This is a genomic window from Streptomyces sp. NPDC057280 (genome assembly GCF_042668605.1).
GTDB lineage: Bacteria > Actinomycetota > Actinomycetes > Streptomycetales > Streptomycetaceae > Streptomyces.
The window spans coordinates 769,125-787,681 of sequence record NZ_JBHUYR010000002.1; the positions used below are offsets into that span (position 1 = coordinate 769,125).

The 18,557-nt window shown below is 69.9% G+C and carries 8 protein-coding genes; 4 read left to right on the forward strand and 4 right to left on the reverse strand.

Features of this window, described 5'->3' with window-relative positions; translation table 11 throughout:
• Nucleotides 1-151: 151 nt before the first annotated feature.
• From ACFUO4_RS13985 to ACFUO4_RS13995, 3 genes are all read left to right on the forward strand, one after another.
• The gene (locus tag ACFUO4_RS13985) at nucleotides 152-3,859 is read left to right on the forward strand and encodes a LamG domain-containing protein (protein ID WP_383483825.1); all 3,708 of its coding nucleotides are present in this window, start codon (nucleotides 152-154) and stop codon (nucleotides 3,857-3,859) included.
• Nucleotides 3,860-4,029: 170 nt separating this feature from the next.
• Nucleotides 4,030-10,368, forward strand: a complete 6,339-nt coding sequence (locus ACFUO4_RS13990; protein WP_383483827.1) for an RHS repeat-associated core domain-containing protein — start codon at nucleotides 4,030-4,032, stop codon at nucleotides 10,366-10,368.
• Between the two features lie 17 nt (nucleotides 10,369-10,385).
• On the forward strand, nucleotides 10,386-10,841 hold the full coding sequence (locus ACFUO4_RS13995; protein WP_383483829.1) for a hypothetical protein: 456 nt from the start codon (nucleotides 10,386-10,388) through the stop codon (nucleotides 10,839-10,841).
• Nucleotides 10,842-10,865: 24 nt separating this feature from the next.
• On the opposite strand, the gene ACFUO4_RS14000 is transcribed toward ACFUO4_RS13995, so the two are convergent.
• Genes ACFUO4_RS14000 through ACFUO4_RS14010 form a run of 3 tightly spaced genes read right to left on the reverse strand, consistent with a single transcriptional unit; the run spans nucleotide 10,866 to nucleotide 14,147 of the window.
• A complete protein-coding gene (locus ACFUO4_RS14000) occupies nucleotides 10,866-12,278 on the reverse strand; it encodes an NAD(P)/FAD-dependent oxidoreductase (protein WP_383483832.1) in 1,413 nt (470 codons plus the stop codon).
• Complete coding sequence (locus ACFUO4_RS14005; protein ID WP_383485673.1) at nucleotides 12,268-13,512, reverse strand: MAB_1171c family putative transporter; 1,245 nt, start codon at nucleotides 13,510-13,512, stop codon at nucleotides 12,268-12,270. The genes ACFUO4_RS14000 and ACFUO4_RS14005 overlap by 11 nt, the downstream gene beginning before the upstream one ends.
• 38 nt (nucleotides 13,513-13,550) lie before the next feature.
• Complete coding sequence (locus tag ACFUO4_RS14010) at nucleotides 13,551-14,147, reverse strand: toxin-antitoxin system, toxin component family protein (RefSeq protein WP_383483835.1); 597 nt, start codon at nucleotides 14,145-14,147, stop codon at nucleotides 13,551-13,553.
• Nucleotides 14,148-14,333: 186 nt separating this feature from the next.
• Between ACFUO4_RS14010 and ACFUO4_RS14015 the strand changes: the two genes are divergently transcribed.
• On the forward strand, nucleotides 14,334-15,845 hold the full coding sequence (locus ACFUO4_RS14015; protein WP_383483838.1) for an alpha-N-arabinofuranosidase: 1,512 nt from the start codon (nucleotides 14,334-14,336) through the stop codon (nucleotides 15,843-15,845).
• 28 nt (nucleotides 15,846-15,873) lie between these two features.
• On the opposite strand, the gene ACFUO4_RS14020 is transcribed toward ACFUO4_RS14015, so the two are convergent.
• Complete coding sequence (locus ACFUO4_RS14020) at nucleotides 15,874-18,504, reverse strand: beta-galactosidase (protein ID WP_383483841.1); 2,631 nt, start codon at nucleotides 18,502-18,504, stop codon at nucleotides 15,874-15,876.
• Between the last annotated feature and the right edge of the window lie 53 nt (nucleotides 18,505-18,557).

The following is an 18,557-nucleotide window of genomic DNA, read 5'->3' on the forward strand; positions in this document are numbered from 1 at the left end:
CAACTTCCTTCTTTAAAGGGGCAGTTGGTGCAGATGGGTTCTTGAAGAAGACTTTATTCAGCCCTTACCTTCCTTGTCTGTCGATCTGTGTCGGACCTGTGGTCGGGGGGCGGGGTTTGTGATCCGGAACAGACTTGGGCGAAGACTGGGCGTGCTGCTCGTGTCGACGGCCCTGGTGTGCGGGGTGGTTCAGTCCGGCGGCGTGGCCGCCGCGGCTGACGCGCTTCCGTTGGAGGGGACGGTCGAGGCGCCGAAGTCGGTAGCCTCGACGGACCGGTCGGAGCCGTTGAGCGAGGCGGAGGCCTCTGCGAACGACGGGAGTTCGGAGGCGGCGCGGGACGCGCTTGCGGCCGCGGTGTCGACCGGCGCACAGGTGGAAGTGCCCGCGCTGCGGACCGAGTACGCGACGACGTACGCCAATCCGGACGGGATCTCCTTCACCCTGGAGAACTCTGCGGTTCCGGTGCGTGTGAAGACCGACGACGCCGACGACAACGATGGCTGGGTGGCGCCCGACGCCACGCTGGAGACGCGCTCGGACGGCTCGGTCGGCCCGAAGGCGGCGGCCGTCGGCATCGCGTTCTCCGGCGGCGACGGTTCCGACCTGGTGTCCGTGACCCGGGACGGGCGCACCCTGGCACTCGGCTGGCCCGGTGAGCTGCCGGAGCCCACGCTGGACGGGGACTCCGCGCTGTACAGCGAGGTGCTGCCGGGCGTCGACCTGAAGCTCACCGCTTCCGTCGAGGGCTTCCACGAGGTACTGATCGTCAAGTCGGCCGAGGCGGCGGCGAGTGATGAACTGGCCCGGGTGTCGTTCGCGCTCGACACGACGGGCCTGGACGTCCAGGAGACCGCCAACGGCGGCATGCAGGCGGTCGACGGTGATGGCGTGTCCGTGTTCCGCTCGCCGCAGGCGCAGATGTGGGACTCGGCGGGTGTCGCTGAACAGTCCTCGGCCGGCCCGCAGTTGATGACCGCCGCAACCGAGGAGGAGGACGCAGGCGAGGCCCCCGCCGACCCTTCCGACGGCCCCTCCGACGGTTCCGCTCTCGCCTTGCTCCCCCTCGACGTCACCGACGACGAGTTGACCCTCACCCCGGACGCGGACCTCATCGAGAACGCGACCTACCCCCTCTACATCGATCCCACCGTCACCTGGTCCGAGGCCGAGCGCACCCTGCTCCGCAGCGACGGCTACGCCGACTACGCGTGGGGCAACGGCGATGACGACGAGGGCAAGGGGATGGGGTACTGCGGTACCTATGTGACCGGCGGCTACGCGTACTACTGCGGCTCGGGCTACAAGCAGCGGCTGTACTTCGAGTTCTCGCCTGCCTCCCTCAAGGGCAAGCACATCCTGGACGCGACGTTCCGGGCCACGGAGAGCTGGTCGATGTCGTGCACGGCGTCATGGGTGGACCTGACCCGCACGGACGGGATCTCGTCCTCCTCGGACTGGCCCGGCCCCACACACCTGGACCTGATGGTCGACCGCTATGTCTCCGCGGGCCGGGGCAGCGCCTGTTCCCCCTCGCAGCCGACCGCCGCCATCGAGTTCAACGACAACCCGGAGGAGACGAACGAGAACCTCACCGCGACGGTGAAGAGCTTCGCGGCGGGCAAGTTCTCGCGCCTCCCGCTGATGCTGAAGGCGCACGACGAGACCGATCCGAACTCGTGGAAGCGGTTCAGGAACGACGCCGTGCTGGCGGTGAAGTACGTGGGGCTGCCCGCGACGCCGACCGGTGTCGGCATCGTCACGGGCGACGGCACGGTCTGTGAGAAGGACGCGGCCGACCCGGCGATCGTCTCCGACCCGACGCCGACGCTTGCGGCGACCGCGCAGACCAAGTCGGGCGGCGAGAACGACGCGAGCCTGCGGATCGCCTTCGACCTCGACCAACAGGCGAGCGGCAGCAGCACCTGGGCGGACACCACCGCGGGCAACGGGGACGTGCGGCCCTCCAGCGGGTACGCCGGTGACAACGCCAAGGTGACGCTGGCCTGGTCGACCCTGAGGGAGGGCGTGCTCTACCGGTACCGGGCGTGGGTGAGGTCGTACTACAACGACGGGGACAGCTACCTGGCCGGCTCCTCCAACGCCTCGACGACCGGCTGGTGCTACTTCCAGGTCGACCCGACGCGGCCGAAGGCTCCGACGATCGCGATCGGCTCGCCGTACTCGGCGTGCACGGCCAACGCGTGTGCGTCCGCGGGCGGACCGGGGATCGCGGCGTCGTTCACGTTCAGCCCGGCGAGTGGGGACACGAACTCGTACTACAAGTACAAGCTGTCCACGGACACCGCCTGGTCGGACCCGGTCACCGGCAACAAGGTCACGGTCTCGGTGACACCCGATGCGGAGGGCACGTACCGGCTGTATGCCATGGGCTACGACAGCCTGAACCGGCCGGGCGCGCAGGGTCTCATCGACTTCAAGGTGTCCGACGGTGAAGCCCCGCAGTCGGAGTACCACTTCGACGAGACATCCGGGGCCGCCGTCGACTCCGGCACCGGGGTGGACGCCGACGCGGACACGCTCACCCTGTCGTCCACCGGCGCCACCCGCGACACACGCGCGCGCCGGGGCACGGACGCGGAGACCGGCGTGGAGGACACCAGCCTCCTCCTGAACGGCAGTTCAGGATATGCGGCCACGGACGACGCGGTCCTCGACACCACCAAGTCGTACACGGTGTCCACGTGGGTCCGCCTGGACGACGTCAGCAGGACGCAGATGATCCTTTCGCAGAGCGGCTCGACCTACAGCCCCTTCTACGTCTACTACGCCTCTGGCGGCTACTGGTCGATGCTGACGACCGGTGTGGACAGCACGTCCAACTTCACCTACTCCGTGTCGAACATGGCCGTACCCGTGCCCGCGAACACCTGGACGCACGTGGCCTTCGTCTACAACGCCACCGCCAAGACGATGCGGTTGGTCGTCAACGGCAAGTGGTACATCGAGAAGACGGCCGCCAACGCGTGGAAGTCCTCAGGGAGCTTCCAGGTCGGACGAGCTCTGTACGGGGGCACGAACAACTACTACCTGGATGGCTCCGTCGACGAGGTCCGGACCTGGCAGCGGGCGCTCACCTGGAGCGAGTCCGTCCGTGAGGCCCGCGCGCTGAATCCGACCACGGGTGACCAGTACGTCGAGCTGACCGCGCACTGGGACGCGTCCACCGCGGCCGGCGGTGCCACCAGCCTTGCCGATACGTCGGGGTACGGGCGCACGCTGGCCCTCTCCGGAGGCGGTGTCACCGACGGCGAGGCGATCGTGCTGGACGGCACCGACGACGCGGCCTCCTCGGACGCGGTCGTCGACGACACGGGTTCGTTCACTGTGACGGCCGTGGTCGATCCCGATCTCGAAGCGCTGGCCGCCAAGGGCACGGGATACGTCGCCCAGGTCGTCGGCAAGCGTGACAAGGACGGGAGGTCGAACTGGGGCATCTTCTTCGAGGTGACCGGGAAGACGACGGTCGCGGTCGAGACCACAGACGGCGACATCGTGGAGAAGACGGTCGCGACGGGCTTCTGGCACTTCGGCCGCTACAACGACAACGGCACTCTCACCTCGCAGGTCAGCGAGGAGGCCACGACCGAGAGCGGCGAGGTGCGGGTCACCGGTGTCTTCAACCAGCAGGACCGCACCGCGGCCCTGTATCTCAACGACAACGTCCAGTACACGACCGTTTCCTATACGACCGAGTCCGGCAAGGAAGCCCTCGCGGTCGGCAACGGCTACACCGCCGGGGCCTGGGGCCACTGGCTGCCGGGCGCCCTGAGCGAGCTGCGGCTGTGGACCGGGGCGGCCTCGGACACCGATCAGATCACCTCGATGCTCGGCGAGTAGCGCGGACAGCGGTCGTCCGGGAGATGGTGCCTCGCACCATCTCCCGGACGCCGGCGCGACGGTAATTCCTTGATCTCTTTCACGCGACATGACGGGGCTACGACGTGAGACATGGCATGCGCACATCATCCATATGGAGAGCAGGACTGGTCGCTGTCACCGGGACGCTGATGGCCTCGCTGTTGACACCGATGGCCTTCGCGGCTGGCGCGGATCCGCTGGGCAGGCTCGCGACCCAGAAGGAGCGGGTCAGCGAGGTGTACGAGGTCGACGGCCTCGGAGCGAAGAAGGCGCGGGCCAAGGTCGCCGATGCCAAGGCGGAGAACCAGGCGCAGGCCATGCGGGCGCGTGCCGAGCAGGACGCGACCTGGCCGAAGGCGGGCCAAGCCGCCTTCGACCTCTCCACCGGCAAGGCGGCCAAGGCCGAGCCGGGCGGCCTGCCGATATCGCTGAAGGCTGGGAGCGGCAGCGCCGCCGTCGAGGTCCTGTCCCGCAAGGCGACCGAGGCAGCCGGGGTTTCCGGCGTCCTGCTGTCCGTCGCCGGTTCCGGCAAGGCCGAAGTCTCCCTCGATTACGGCGAGTTCGCCTCTGCCTATGGCGGTGGCTGGGCGGGCCGCCTCCGCCTCGTCGAACTTCCGGCGTGTGCCCTGACCACTCCGGAGAAGGCGAAGTGCCGTACCCAGACCCCGCTGGACTCCGCCAACAACATCAAGGCCCAGCAGCTCTCGGCGACCGTCGAGCTGACCGGCGACGACACGGGCGTCTCCACCCAGCTGGTGCGCGAGACCGGCACCGCCTCCGCGACCGTCCTCGCCGTGACCGCCGGCTCCGGCGCCTCCGCCTCCGGCTCCGGTGACTACACCGCGACCCCGCTCTCCCCCTCCTCGACCTGGTCGGCGGGCGGCTCCTCCGGCTCCTTCACCTGGTCCTACGGCATCACCACACCGCCCGCCGCGGCCGGACCGCAGCCGCCGCTGACCCTGTCGTACGACTCGGGCAGCATCGACGGCAAGACGGCGTCCACGAACAACCAGGCCACGCAGATCGGCGAGGGCTTCGACCTGACGTCTTCCTACATCGAGCGCAGTTACGGCAGTTGCAAGGACGACGGGCACGACCAGAAGTACGACCAGTGCTGGAAGTACGACAACGCCTCGCTCGTCCTGAACGGCAGGTCGACCGAGCTGGTCAAGGACGACACAACCGGCCAGTGGCGGCTCAAGGACGACGACGCGTCGACCGTCACGCACTCCACGGACGCCGACAACGGCGACAACAACGGCGAGTACTGGACCGTCGTCACCGGTGACGGCAAGAAGTACGTCTTCGGCCTCAACAAGCTGTCCGGCGCGGGGGGCGAGCGCACCAACTCGGTGTGGACAGTGCCGGTGTTCGGCGACGATTCCGGTGAGCCGTGCTACGACTCGACGTTTGCGTCCGCGTACTGCACCCAGGCCTGGCGCTGGAACCTCGACTACGTCGAGGACACGCACGGCAACGCGATGACGTACTGGTACACCAAGGAGTCCAACTCCTATGCCAGGAACGGCGCCGACACCGCGACGGCGACCTACACCCGCGGCGGCTACCTCACCAAGATCCTCTACGGGCAGCGCTCCGACACCCTCTTCACCGCCGACGCGTCGGCCAAGGTGACCTTCGACTACAGCGAGCGCTGCACCGCCGACGACTGCTCGTCCCTGAACGACGGCACCTCCGACAACTGGCCGGACGTCCCCTTCGACGCGATCTGCGCCGCCGACGCCGACTGCGAGGAGAACCCGTCCCCGGCCTTCTTCACCCGCAAGCGCCTGACGGGCATCGACACCTACACCTGGTCGGCGTCGACCAGCGCCTACACGGCCGTCGACTCCTGGAAGCTGACCCAGCAGTTCCTGGACGGCGGCGACATCGGCGACACCTCCGACCAGACCCTGACCCTCAAGTCCCTGACCTTCACCGGCAGGAACGGGGACGACGTCAGCCTGGACCCGGTCACCTTCACGTACCAGATGCGGGAGAACCGGGTCGACGCGACCGACGACATCCTCCCCCTCACCCGCCCCCGCATCGAGACGATCACCTCCGAGACCGGTGGCATCACGGACGTCACCTTCTCCGAGCCGGAGTGTGTGCGAGGCTCGGCCATGCCGGCCGCGGAGGACGACAACAGCCTGTCCTGCTATCCGGTGTACTGGAACATCAACGGCTCCGACGAGGCGTCGCTCGACTGGTTCCACAAGTACCGGGTGACCGCTGTCCTTGAGGCCGATCCGACGGGCCAGAACGAGGCGGTCGAGCACTCCTACGAGTACTCCGGCCCCGGCTGGCACCACAACGACGACCCGCTGACCCCGTCCGACGAGCGCACCTGGTCGCAGTGGCGGGGCTACCGCAAGGTCACCGAGTACACCGGCAGTTCGGACGTCACCCAGTCCAGGAAGGTCTCCCTGTACCTCCGGGGCATGGACGGCGACAAGACGGAATCCGGCACCCGCTCGGTCACCGAGGCGGGCCTTGAGCCGAACGGTCTGACCGTGGCCGACATCGCCGACTCCGAGCCGTACGCCGGGTTCCTGCGCGAACAGATCACCTACGACGGTTCGACCCCCGTCGCGGTCACGGTGAACACCCCGTGGAAGTCCAGGACGGCGACCCAGCACAAGAGTTACGCGGACATCGAGTCCTACTTCGTCCGCACCGCGCAGACCGCCACCCACACCTACCTCACCGACACGGACACTTGGCGCACGGCCGCCACCGAGACGACGTACGACGCCTACGGCATGGCGACGACGGTTCAGAACAGCGGAGACACGGCCGTCGACGACGACCAGACCTGCACCCGCACCTGGTACGCCCGCAACACCGCCAAGGGCATCAACTCCCTTGTCTCCCGCACCCGTACCGTCGGCAGGGTCTGCTCGGCCGCTGAAACGGACCTGTCGCTGCCCACGAACAGCAACAGCCGTGGAGATGTGCTGTCCGACACGGCGACGGTCTACGACAACACCTCCGCCACCGCCTGGACGGCCTCCCAGACCCCCACCAAGGGCGAGCCGTCCTGGACCGGTCGGGCCACGGCCTACCCGGCCTCGGTCACCAGTGGCGAACGCCATCCCACCACCTGGCAGACCACGACGAAGTCGACGTACGACACCCTCGGCCGGCCCCTGACGGCCACGGACGCGGGCGGCAACACCACGACCACCACGTACACCCCGACCGCGGCGGGCCCGCTGACCCGCACCAAGGTCACCAACGCCGTCGGGCACTCGACGTACACCTACCCGGACCCGGCCACCGGTCAGCCCGTCAAGATCTACGACGCCAACCTGAAGAAGACCGATCTCACCTACGACGCGCTCGGCCGGCTCACCGCGGTGTGGCTGCCCAACCGCTCCAAGGACGGGGGCCAAGGGGCGAACCTCACGTTCGCCTACCACGTGAGCAATGACGAGCAGTCCTGGACGTCGACGTCGAAGCTGAAGGGGGACGGGACGTCGTACGACACCACCTACACGATCTACGACGCCCTGCTGCGGGAGCTCCAGGTCCAGTCCCCGGCGGCCACCGACGGCCGTCTGCTCACCGACACCCGTTATGACACACGGGGGTTGGCGTACGAGACGTTCGCCGACATCTACGACACCACCAGCAAGCCCAACGGCACGTACACCCGCGCCGAGTACGGTGAGGCGCCCAGCCAGACCGAGACCGTCTTCGACGGCGCGGGACGGCCGACGAGGTCCACGTTCCTGACCGGCGGCCTGGCGCAGTGGTCCACGACGACCTCGTATACCGGGGACGAGACAGCGACGTCCGCCGTGGCGGGCGGTTCCGCGACCCGGGTGATCACCGACGCACAGGGCCGGACCACCGAGCGCCGGGAGTACGCGGGCACCTCACCGACCGGCAGCTCGTACACCTCGACCACGTATACCTACACCCGGGACGGGCAGCAGAAGACGGTCACCGGTCCGGACGGCGAGCAGTGGTCCTACGGCTACGACCTGTTCGGCCGCCAGACCTCGGCGACAGACCCCGACACCGGCACGACCGCGACCACCTACACCGCCCTCGACCAGAAGGAGACCACGACCGACGCCCGCGGCCAGAAGCTGCTGTACACCTACGACAAGGTCGGCCGCCCCACGGCGACCTACCAGACGTCGGTGTCGGACGCGAACAAGCTGATCGCGTATGCCTACGACACCCTGGCCAAGGGTCAGTTGGACTCCACGACCCGGTACGTGGGCGGTACCGGCGGTGACGCCTACACCGACGCGATCGTCTCCTACGACAGCCTCTACAAGGCCACGGAGTCGTCACTCAGCCTGCCGTCCGACGACCCGCTCGTCACCTCCGGCGCCGTCGCCGCCACGCTGACCTTCAAGACGGACTACAACGTCGACGGCACTGTGGCCTCCAGCTACGAGCCCGCCGCGGGCGGCCTGGACGACGAGTACATCTCCACCACCTACACCGACTCGGCCCTGCCCAAGACCGTGTCCGGCACGTCGGGTTATCTGCTCGGCGCCTCCTACTCCGCGCTCGGCCAGACCGAACAGCTCACCCTGGGCGCGTCGGCTGCGGCGAACACCCCGAAGGCGTACGTGACCAACACCTGGGAGGAGGGCACCGGCCGGCTCACCGAGTCGAAGGTCACGGACACGGCACACGCCTACATGCTCCACGACCTCCAGTACGACTACGACGAGGCCGGCAACGTCCTGTCGATCGCCGACCCGACCCTGCTGGGCGGCGCCGGCAAGGCCGACAACCAGTGCTTCGCCTACGACGGTCACCGCCGCCTGACCGAGGCCTGGACCCCGAAGACCGACGACTGCGCCACCTCCGGCCGCACCAGCGGCAACCTCGGCGGGGCCTCCCCGTACTGGACGTCGTACACGTACAACGCCTCCGGACTGCGGCAGACGGAAACCGAGCACGCCACGACCGGGGCGACCACCACCGACACCTACTGCTACGACTCCGACACCCCGCACGCCCTCAAGGCCACCACCACGAGCGGCAACTGCCTCACGGCGGCGCAGGAGTACGAGTACAGCGGCACCGGCGCCACCACCACACGCCCCGACGGCACCACCACCCAGACCCTGACCTGGAACAGTGAGGGCAAACTCGACTCGCTCACCGAGGCCGGCGCCGAGACCGGATACGTCTACGACGCGGACGGCAACCTGCTGGTGCGCCGGAACACGGCCGGCGAGAGCGTCCTCTACCTCGGCGCCACCGAAGTCCACTACGATGCGGCCACCGGTGACATCTGGGGACAGCGCTACTACAGCGCGGGCTCGACGCAGATCGCCGTCCGCAGCAACGAGTCCGGCACCGAGAAGGTGTCGTTCCTTGCCGGTGACTCCCACGGCACCTCCACCCTTGCGCTCGCCGCCACCGATCTCGCCGTCAACAAGCGGTACTTCACCCCCTTCGGCGAGTCCCGCCAAGGCGGGACCGGTACCTGGGTGGACGACAAGGCGTTCCTCGGGATGACCGCTGACGACGACACCGGGCTCACGCACATCGGCGCCCGTGAGTACGACCCGGCGACCGGCCGGTTCATCAGCGTCGACCCGAAGCTCACGCTCGACCAGCACCAGTCCCTCAACGGCTACAGCTACGCCAACAACAACCCGGCCACCTTCGCGGACCCCACCGGCCTGGAGATCGGATCGAGGCCCAACTCCTGCCAGTACGCCCTGGCCAACTGCTCCAAGGCGGTCCAGAAGTCCGTCGGGTACAACCCGAAGACAGGACTGGCCGACCCGGCCAAGGGCACCGTCGTCTCCAAGGGCGGCGGAGCGGATCTGACCCCTGTCATCGGAACACCCACGTACAAGGGAAGTGCCGCCGACGCGAAGAAGCTCAACCTGCAGACCGTCGCCTACGGAATCGCGTACGCGCGGAAGTACAACGTCGACGAGACGCTCGTCATGGCGCTGCTCATGCAGGAGCAGCCATTCTACACGGCATGGCCGAATTCGCTGTCATCCCTGGCGAAGGTGGCACTTTCCGCGCTGGGGAAATGGACCCAGCGTGCCGTGGGCAAGGACCCGAGCGTCGGTCCCGTCCAAATGAAATCGGCGACCGCCCGCGATGTGCTGGTGAAGGCCGGGTACGACGATTTCAAGAAGGTCTCGCTGGATGTGATCCGGCAGGCGCTCTCGGTGAACGAGGAATTCGCGATCTCGGTCGCCGTGCTGAAGCTGAAGGTCGACATCAGTTCGGGTGCCAGTAAGAAACAGGCGTATCTCGGGTATTCGCTCAGTGACGACCAGGCCGCCCGTCTCCGGGTGCCGGGGGACAGCCTGGTGCAATCCAGTCCGATCCTTTCCAGGAGGTCGGCGCGGTACGACGCGAATGTGAAATACCTGTCCAGCAGTGGCCGGTCGATGTCCGAACAGTTCGGGGTATCATCGCTGCCGGCTACTCAGTACGGCGATGCGGGCGGATTCTGCTCCAGCGTCGCGAGGGGGTGTGGATGATGCGGCAAAAGGCGGGCGTGATCCGTATTGCTGCAGCGGTGCTGACCGCCGTCACCCTGGCCGCCGGGTGGATTCTCCTTCGCGACTGGATGGAATTGCCCGGGGTGCCTGCCGATGTGGTCAGAACCGTCGAGTCGGGACAGGTGCGCATCCTGGCCGAAGGGAACGGTGCGAGTCCGGGAAACGACTGGGAGAACGCGTACGCCCTCATTTCGGTGTCGTCACCGGACGACCCCGTCGAGGGCATCGAGGCGGCGCTGCGGGCGGCCGGATGGACCACGCGTCCGGGCGTCTCGGAGCCGCTGCTCCTGGCCGGGGACTTCCCGCGGGAGAACCCCGGGTACGGCGTGACGGTCCAGACGTACGAGAACTTCGACTGCCTTGACCGAGCAGGTGTCTGCGGCACTTTCGGCAAAGCCGCGGACGGCCAAGGGCAGAACCTGTTCGTGGCGACCTTCATGCCGTACGTCTGAGCACCCGCCGCGCTGCGGGGGAGGTCACTGCAGACCCGCCCGCTTCAGCTCCTCGGCGGTCAGCGGCGGAGCGGTGAGGGCCGGCTTCAACGGCCCCACCGCCGCCGCCAGCAACACCCCCGGACTGAGCAGCACCTCCGCCCGCCGCTCCAGTGACGTCACATCCGTCACCCGGCGGGCGATCCGCCCGTTCCCCGTGGCCGTGTACATCAGCCGATCCACGTACGCGGCCACGAGCCGGTCCCGCCCCGTGGGCCCCTCCTCCGTCGCCCCGGGATAGAACACGTCCTGCCCGGTCGCGAGGTCCCACGCCGCCCCCACCGGCCGGGCCACCGCCTTCTGCACCCGACGGGCCACCCCCGGCGCCCCCCAGCCGTGCCGCCGTACGACATCCCGGAGGATCACGGCGCTCTGCGCCCCCACGGCCAGCCCGTGTCCGTACACCGGGTTGTACGCGGCCAACGCGTCGCCCAGGACGGTGAAGTTGTCGGGCCAGGCCGGCATCCGCTCGTAGAAGTACCGCCGGTTGACCGTCGTCCGCGTGAACGCCACCTCGGACAACGGCTCGGCGCGGGCGAGGAGCTGGCCGATGAGGGGGTGGCGCAGCTCCTCGCGGGCGAAGCGTGCGAAGTCGTCGCCGGAGGCGTTCGCGGAGGTCGGTTCGCCGCCGCGGGTGCCGTTGAGGGTGACGATCCAGCGGCCGTTCTCGATGGGCAGCAGGAAGCCGGCGCGGCCGGGACCGTCGCCGCGGGCGTCGGACTGGACGTTGACGACCGGGAAGCCGTCACGGGCCTGCTCGGGGGCGAGATAGAGCCGGCTCGCGTAGGCCAGGCCGGAGTCGACCTCGCGCTGCTCCGGCGCCGGCAGTCCGAGGCCGGTGAGCCAGCGCGGCGCCCCGGAGCCGCGCCCGCTCGCGTCGACGACCAGCCCGGCGTCGAGGGTCCGCTCCTGCCCGTCCCGTCCGCGGACCCGTACCCCGGTGACCGCCTCGGAGCTGCCGGCCAGCTCCAACACCTCGGTGCCGTCGAGGAGTTCGACGCGTTCGTCGGCGAGGACCCGGGCCCTGAGCGTCGCGTCGAACAGGTCGCGCCCGGCGAGGACGACGTGGTGGGACTCCGGCCAGCGGCGGAACCAGCCGTGCGCCGACAGCACGACCATGTCCGTGGTGACCGGCGCCCGGCGGGCCCCGGCGGCGCGGAGTTCGGCGGTGACACCCGGGAGGAGCTTCTCCAGCGCGTGCACACCGCCCGACCACAGCATGTGGGCGTGCCGGGCCTGCGGCAGCCCCTTGCGGGGTGCGGGCGCCACGGGCAGTTCGTCGCGCTCGACGACGACGACCCGCTCGGCGAGCCCGGCCAGGGCGGCGGCCGCGAGCATGCCGGTGTGGGATCCCCCGAGTACGACGGCGACTCTGACAGGGGAGGAACTATCGCTCATGCGCGGACATGCTCTCTGCCGGGACGGCCGCGCGGGCGCGTACCGCCTTGATCTCCTCGGGCTTGCGCAGGGCCTGGGACACGGCCTGGATCTCCTGCAGCAGGTAGGTGGTGTCGGCAACGCCCTGAAGGGGCGCGGGGGACTGCGCGACCGGCCACGACGGCTCCGCAGCGGACCGACGACCCGTCACCGCGCTCTCAGCGGAGCGCTCGGCCTCCACCGCGTCCAGGATCGTCACGGCGGCGGCGAGGGCCTGCGCGCGGCCGGGTGGGAAGCCGAGGGCGAGGGCGGCGTCGTAGGACCGGGTCCGCAGGCTCTCGTCGAGGCGGCGGGCGAGCTGGAGGAGGGTGTCGCGGATGAACGTCTCGCGGCGGATGAGCCGCATCTCGGGGGTCGCCCGCAGGCCGAGCGGCTCGCGGCTGCCCGCGACGGTCCGCATGAGGCGGGCCAGCGGCGCGAGGCCGCGGTGGCGGCGGCGGACCAGCCAGCGCTCCTGGAGGTACTGGCCGGCGTGCGGCACGATGAAGCCGACCGCGACGAACGTGGCGGCGATGCAGGCGGCCGAGGGCGCCACGTTGGTGTTCAGCCAGTCCAGGTCGTGCCCGGTCCAGCGGGCCGCCACCGCCGTGAGCTTGGCCGCGCTGAACAGCAGGTTCGTCGCGAAGCCGATGCCGAGGAAGCGCAGTCCCCAGCGCAGCCAGGCGTCGAGGCCGTCGGTGCGGATCCAGTTCCACACCAGCCGGGACGTGACCAGGCTGGCCACGGTGTGCGCGGTCAGATAGAGGAGGATCAGCTCCCGCATGAAGGGCGTCGAGGCGTAGTACGTGTCCAGGTCCCGGATCTGTTCCACGGGCACGTCGGCGAGCGCGAACAGGATCCACAGCGCGGCGACGACGGCCGCGTACACGGCGATCACCCAGCGGGTCGCGCGGCGGGTCTGGGCGTGGCGTTCGGTACGGCCGTTGCGCCAGTGCACGACCAGCAGCAGCCAGGACGCGCACAGCGCGGTCAGCAGCGAGTACACCCAGGGCGCGGCGATGTTGGGGACGCCGGTGACGCGGTTGGTCCAGGCGATGGTGGAGGGGGCCGCGAAGACGAACACCGCGCAGGCGAACAGCAGCAGGCCGCCGACGGCCCGCAACAGCGGGTCCCGCCACAGTTTGAGGATGCTGGGCAGCTTGATCGCCAGGGCGGCGGTCAGTACGGCGGTGGGCAGCCAGAAGGAGACGTACATGCCGCTGAGGAGGTTTCCGGCGGCCAGGGTGCTGTCGCTCACCGGTCCGTGCCCCGGCGTCCGCGATAGCCCAGGGACCGCTCCAGCGGTGCGAGGGGCTGCCGGCCGCCGTGGCTCGACAGATAGGGCCGGAAGACGGCCGCGAGCCGGTGTCCGAAGTCGTCGGCCTCGGCCTCGTCCGTCTGCCGGGAGCCGTCACGGGCGGCGACGGTCAGGGCGTCCTTCCAGTCGGGCTCGCCCGCCAGCGCGCGGGCCGCGGCCGGGCCCACCCCGTGCCGGTGCCCGGCGTGCAGATGCCACAGTTCATGGCCGAGGATGACCAGTTGCTGCACCGCCTCGGCCCGCTCCTCGACGATGACCAGGTCGAAGTCCTGGAACTCCACCCACAGGCCGGTCACTTCGATCTCGTCGGGAAACCGCTCGAAGCGCAGCTCCACGGGCCGCCCGCCCCGGCGGACGCTCATCGCCTCGCACAGGGCCCGGCACACCTCGTGCACCCCGGCCGGGGGCCGCGGCCTGGCCCGCACGGCGGCGCCGAGCTCGCCCGCCAGATCACGCATCGCGGAACCGCTTCTCGCCCGCCGCAGCGCTGCGGCGATCCGCCCCGCTCTGGTGCGCGCGCCCGCGATGTCCATCGATCCCCCTTCTCACCACCGCACGGCAGTTCGTCCGAGAGTACGCGGCGGGGAGTGCTCACGTCATGGGTTCCGATGACGGTTCAAGTAAGCGAGAACGATTGACGGGCAAGGGCTTCCTTTCTACGGTTCCGTTCGAGTTTGCGAGCATCTTTCGAAATGCCGAACAAGCCCTGAAAGGCGACCATGCACACCGCCCGCTTCACCCTGGACCCCGCCTTCACCGTCGGCGAGGTCGACCCCCGCCTCTTCGGCTCCTTCGTCGAACACCTCGGCCGCTGCGTCTACACCGGCATCTTCGAACCCGGCCACCCCGCCGCCGACGAGGACGGCATCCGCCAGGACGTCCTCGACCTCGTCCGCGAACTCGGCGTCACCGCCATCCGCTACCCCGGCGGCAACTTCGTCTCGGGCTACAAGTGGGAGGACAGCGTCGGCCCGGTGGAGGACCGCCCCCGCCGCCTCGACCTCGCCTGGCGCTCCACCGAGACCAACCGCTTCGGTCTGTCGGAGTACATCCGCTTCCTCCGCAAGGTCGGCCCGCAGGCCGAGCCCATGATGGCCCTCAACCTCGGCACCCGCGGCGTCGCCGAAGCCCTCGAACTCCAGGAGTACGCCAACCACCCCTCCGGCACGGCCCTCGCCGAGCTCCGTGCCGCGCACGGCGACAAGGAGCCCTTCGGCATCAAGCTCTGGTGCCTCGGCAACGAGATGGACGGTCCCTGGCAGACCGGTCACAAGACCGCGACGGAGTACGGCCGCCTCGCCGCCGAGACGGCCCGCGCGATGCGCATGATCGACCCGAACGTCGAACTCGTCGCCTGCGGCTCCTCCAGCCAGTCCATGCCGACGTTCGCCGAGTGGGAGGCGACCGTCCTCGCCGAGACGTACGACCTCGTCGACTACATCTCACTGCACGCCTACTACCAGCCCGAGAACGGCGACATCGACTCCTTCCTGGCCTCCGCCGTGGACATGGAGTCCTTCATCGAGAACGTGGTCGCGACCGCCGACCACATCGGCGCGAAGCTGAAGTCGAAGAAGAAGATCAACCTCTCCTTCGACGAGTGGAACGTCTGGTACATCTCCAAGTGGCACGAGATCGAGAACTCGGACGCGCGGGACTGGGCGGAGGCCCCCCGCCTGCTGGAGGACAACTACAGCGTCACCGACGCCGTCGTCTTCGGCTCCCTCCTCATCGCCCTGCTCCGGCACGCCGACCGCGTCACCGTCGCCTGCCTCGCGCAGCTCGTCAACGTGATCGCCCCGATCCTGACCGAGCCGGGCGGCCCCGCCTGGCGGCAGACGACGTTCTTCCCGTTCGCGCAGGCCGCCCGGTACGGCCGCGGCGAAGTCCTCGACGTCCGGGTCGACTCCCCGACGTACCCCACCGAGAAGTACGGCGAGACCGACCTGCTGCACGCCACCGCCGTGCGCGCGGAGGACGGCTCGGTCACCGTCTTCGCCGTGAACCGCGGCCGGACGCGGGCCCTGCCCCTCGAAGTCGCCCTGGGCGCCCTGAACCTGACGTCCGTCGTCGAGCACAGCGCCCTCGCCGACGCCGATCCGGACGCCCGCAACACCCTCGCCGAGCCGGAGCGGGTCGCCCCGCACACGGTCGAGGGCACCGCCCTCACGGACGGCACCCTGACCGCCGTACTCGAACCGCTGTCGTGGAACGTGATCCGCCTGGCCTAGAGGGCTGCCGCCGGACGCGGGGTACGGCTCAGACGTCCTCCACCGGCACCCCGCCCGCCGCCGCGCCCAGCAGGGTCAGCCGTACGTCCCTGGGGCCCGCCTCCGTCGTGCCGTCCGAAAGGACCGCCAGGGCGAGGGAGTTGGTGCCCCGGGTGCGCAGGATGCCGTTCGGCAGGACGAAGGGGCGGTGGGGGCCGGCGTCGTTGACGTACTGGCCCAGGTTCCAGCCGTTGAGGAAGACCTGCACCCGGTAGGCACGCTTCGGGTCGTCGTCGAGAGTGAGTCCGATCGAGGCGTCGACGCCGGTGGGGACGGAGAGCCGGAAGCCGGTCCGGTACCAGGTCACTCCCTGGCGGCGGTCGGCGCGCGGCAGCTTCACGGCCTCCCACGCCCGGTCGTCGAAGGCGGGCAGGTGCCACCCCTCCCGCTCGCCGTACAGCCCGCCGTTGTTGAGCGGCCCGCGCACACGGTCGACGGCACCGGACCCCTGGAGACGCCAACTCACCTTCGCGGACGCCCCCTTGAAGCGCGCCGACGTCAGTCCGCGGGCCGCCTTGTGGGTGTCGAGGGAGGTGTCGTCCACGTCGTGTGCCATCCGCCGGACGAGCACGGACAGCACATGCTTCCCGCGCTCGCGCAGCTTCTTCGGTACGTCGAAGGTGGCCGTGCCGGTCCAGGTGCCCTTCCGCGCGGACCCGGCGTCCGGCACCGGCATCCGGTGCGTGCCGAGCGGCTTCCCGTCGAGCCAGGCCATCAACAGCCCCTGCGTGCCGGTGCTGTAGCCGAGGGAGACGGCATCGAGGCCCTCGGCGTCGGTGACATGTCCCCGGTACCAGACGTCGCCGTAGTGGAAGCCGTAGTCGTCGGCGAAGAGGACGGGCTGTCCCTCGGGGACGGGGGTGGTGCTGAAGGAGGTCTTCTTGTCGGCCTCGACCCACGCCGAGTCGTCGAAGTCCGGTGCGGACTCGGGGTTCTCGTCCTGCCGCCGCCAGCCGCCGAGGGCCGGCAGCGGCACCGGGCCCTGGCCGGGCAGGGGCTTCAGGGCGAGCAGACTGAACGTGGCGCTGATCCGGGAGGGCACCGGCCGCTCGTTCCAGGTGACCTGCTCGATGCCGCGCGGACCCCACACCTCCAGGCCGGTCAACTTGGTCGTGTCGCCGGTGAGATGGACCGTGTCGTCCTTCAGCCGGACGTCCCGCACCAGCGAGGGGCCGTACACCAGCACCGACCCGGACGGCGTCTCGTACGGCCACAGCCGCAGCGCGGTCGTGTCGTCGGCGAACAGCAGCAGCAACGGCCGGTCGGAGCCGCCGTTCTCGACCTTCACGCGGGCCAGCTCACCGACACCGAGCGGGCAGGTCACCCGCAGCAGCCCGCGGTCGTAGATCCACGCCGGTTCCGCGTCGAGCCGGGTCGCCGTCGGCTCCTCCGGGCACTCCACGACGACCTGGGCCATGTCGCCGTACCGCCCCGAGAACACGGCGATGTCCTGCCGCCCGGCGGAGACGAACAGCATGAGCTGGGCGGTGGCGTACTTCAACGTCCGCCCGCCCAGCCTGAGTTGGGTGCTCAGCACCTTGGTGTCACCGGCCCGGACGTTGACCGGCACCTCGATCCCGGCGCGCGGCAGCGGGGTGGACACCGCCTTGGCGGAGTCGTTGCGCACGACGTAGGTCTGGGCGTCGGTGTCCCGGTTGACCAGGTGCTCCACCTCGAGCCGGCCGCCGGGGGAGGCGACGTTCCGCCTGCGGTCCAGCTTGGCGAAGTCCGGTACGGTCCGCAGCAGTTGGCCGAGCTGGTGGACCGGCGCGAGCGCGGCGCCGGGCAGCCGCCCCGCGCCGAGGGCCGCGTCGCCGTCGTACGAGGTGGCAGCGGCCTGCGGGGCGGGCAGCCAGCCCCAGGACGCCCCGCCGTACGCCAGGGCCGGGCGGTGGAGCCGGCTGAGGGGGGTCTGCGGCACGGACAGGGGTACGTCGATGCCGTCGGCCCGGACCTTCTTGCGGAGGTGGGTGACGTAAGCGGTGTCCGGTGCCTTCTCCAGCTCGTACAGCAGGACCGTGCCCCTGCCCTTGGTGTAGAGGTGCCGGGCGGCGATGGCGTTCACCCGCGTCAGCCACTCGTCGGCGTGCGCCAGATAGGCCGGGTCGGTGGTCCGGGCGCGTCCCTCGGTCGCCGTCAGCCAGCCGGGGAAGCCGCCCGCGTCGATGCCGGCGCCGAGGTGGGGGCCGGGGCGCAGCACGACGTACAGCCCGGTGGCGGCGGCCGTGCGCAGGAAGCGGTCGAGGTCGCGGACGCCCGTGAAGTCGTACGAGCCCGGGGCGGGGGAGTGGTAGTTCCAGGCGACGGAGACGGTCACCGCGTTGTAGCCGTGCGCCCGCAGTTTCTCCAGCACGTCCCGCCACAGCGACGGGCTCGGCAGCCGGAACAGCTGCATCTCGCCCGGCCACAGCGCCAGCCGCCGGCCGTCGACGAGCAGGGAGTAGCGGTCGTGGCCGACCGTGTGCACGGCGCCGTCCGCGACGGGCGGGGCCGGCGGCGGCCCCGTGGGCACGACGCGGGGCCCCGTCCGCGACGGCAGCACACCGCCGCTGCCGGTCAGCGCGAAGCCGAGCGCGGCCGTACCGGCGAGGGTGCTGAAAGTTCGTCTGCTGAGCTCCACGCGAGCGTCGCCTCCTGTTGTGCCTGCGTTTCCCGGGACGCGAGTGAGGGACC